Source organism: Bacillus pfraonensis, assembly GCF_050768835.1.
GTDB lineage: Bacteria > Bacillota > Bacilli > Bacillales > Bacillaceae_G > Bacillus_A > Bacillus_A pfraonensis.
In genome coordinates this window covers 1-1295 of sequence record NZ_JAHCDO010000092.1, presented here as the reverse complement: position 1 = coordinate 1295, position 1295 = coordinate 1, and the positions used below count along the sequence as shown (strand labels likewise).

Here is a 1295-nt window from a genome sequence, read left to right as displayed (position 1 = left end):
TAATCGGTTCGCTCGACTTGCATGTATTAGGCACGCCGCCAGCGTTCATCCTGAGCCAGGATCAAACTCTCCAATAAAGTTTGTCTAGCATCTAAAATAAAAATTGACGTTTCACGTTGTTTGTTTCGTTCAGTTTTCAAAGAACTTTTTGGTGGAGCCTAGCGGGATCGAACCGCTGACCTCCTGCGTGCAAGGCAGGCGCTCTCCCAGCTGAGCTAAGGCCCCAAAATATAAATATCGGGAAGACAGGATTTGAACCTGCGACCCCCTGGTCCCAAACCAGGTGCTCTACCAAGCTGAGCCACTTCCCGAAGGAAAACGCGCCCGAGAGGAGTCGAACCCCTAACCTCTTGATCCGTAGTCAAACGCTCTATCCAATTGAGCTACGGGCGCATATGGTGCCGAGGGCGGGGGTCGAACCCGCACGGTGGTCACCCACCGCAGGATTTTAAGTCCTGTGCGTCTGCCTGTTCCGCCACCCCGGCATGTCATATTGAAAATTGGAGCGGAAGACGGGATTCGAACCCGCGACCCCAACCTTGGCAAGGTTGTATTCTACCACTGAACTACTTCCGCAAGACATGTTATGAGATATTTTATTAAAAGTGCGGGTGAAGGGAGTCGAACCCCCACGCCAAAGGCGCCAGATCCTAAGTCTGGTGCGTCTGCCAATTCCGCCACACCCGCATATTATTTTAATAAATGGTGAGCCATGAAGGACTCGAACCTTCGACCCTCTGATTAAAAGTCAGATGCTCTACCAACTGAGCTAATGGCTCGTACAATAAAAACTGGTGCCGGCTAGAGGACTTGAACCCCCAACCTACTGATTACAAGTCAGTTGCTCTACCAATTGAGCTAAGCCGGCGTATATGGTGGAGGATGACGGGATCGAACCGCCGACCCCCTGCTTGTAAGGCAGGTGCTCTCCCAGCTGAGCTAATCCTCCGCTTTGCCTGGCAACGTCCTACTCTCACAGGGACAAGGTCCCAACTACCATCGGCGCTAGAGAGCTTAACTTCCGTGTTCGGTATGGGAACGGGTGTGACCTCTCTGCCATCATTACCAGACTTTTATTATTATACACATTCTTTTCAGAATGTCAACAGGAATTTTAAATATATATTCCTTCAAAACTAGATAACATTTGTATTCATATTATATGGTTAAGTCCTCGATCTATTAGTATTCGTCAGCTCCACATGTCACCATGCTTCCACCTCGAACCTATCAACCTGATCATCTTTCAGGGATCTTACTAGCTTACGCTATGGGAAATCTCATCTTGAGGGGGG

9 tRNA genes and 3 rRNA genes are annotated in these 1295 nt (G+C 49.3%); all 12 read right to left on the bottom strand.

Annotated elements, in window-relative coordinates:
- A 16S ribosomal RNA gene (locus tag KFD70_RS29240) occupies positions 1-77 on the bottom strand; the annotation flags it as partial.
- Between the two features lie 72 nt (positions 78-149).
- Positions 150-225: transfer RNA gene (locus KFD70_RS29235), tRNA-Ala, on the bottom strand.
- 12 nt (positions 226-237) lie between these two features.
- Positions 238-311, bottom strand: a tRNA-Pro gene (locus tag KFD70_RS29230).
- An 8-nt stretch (positions 312-319) separates the two neighbouring features.
- A tRNA-Arg gene (locus tag KFD70_RS29225) sits at positions 320-393 on the bottom strand.
- A gap of 3 nt (positions 394-396) precedes the next feature.
- Positions 397-485: transfer RNA gene (locus KFD70_RS29220), tRNA-Leu, on the bottom strand.
- A 16-nt stretch (positions 486-501) separates the two neighbouring features.
- A tRNA-Gly gene (locus KFD70_RS29215) sits at positions 502-576 on the bottom strand.
- 30 nt (positions 577-606) lie between these two features.
- Positions 607-687: transfer RNA gene (locus KFD70_RS29210), tRNA-Leu, on the bottom strand.
- A gap of 16 nt (positions 688-703) precedes the next feature.
- A tRNA-Lys gene (locus KFD70_RS29205) sits at positions 704-779 on the bottom strand.
- Between the two features lie 13 nt (positions 780-792).
- A tRNA-Thr gene (locus tag KFD70_RS29200) sits at positions 793-868 on the bottom strand.
- A 5-nt stretch (positions 869-873) separates the two neighbouring features.
- A tRNA-Val gene (locus KFD70_RS29195) sits at positions 874-949 on the bottom strand.
- A gap of 5 nt (positions 950-954) precedes the next feature.
- Positions 955-1070 (bottom strand): 5S ribosomal RNA (rrf, locus tag KFD70_RS29190).
- Between the two features lie 92 nt (positions 1071-1162).
- Positions 1163-1295: ribosomal RNA gene (locus KFD70_RS29185) — 23S ribosomal RNA — on the bottom strand; the annotation flags it as partial.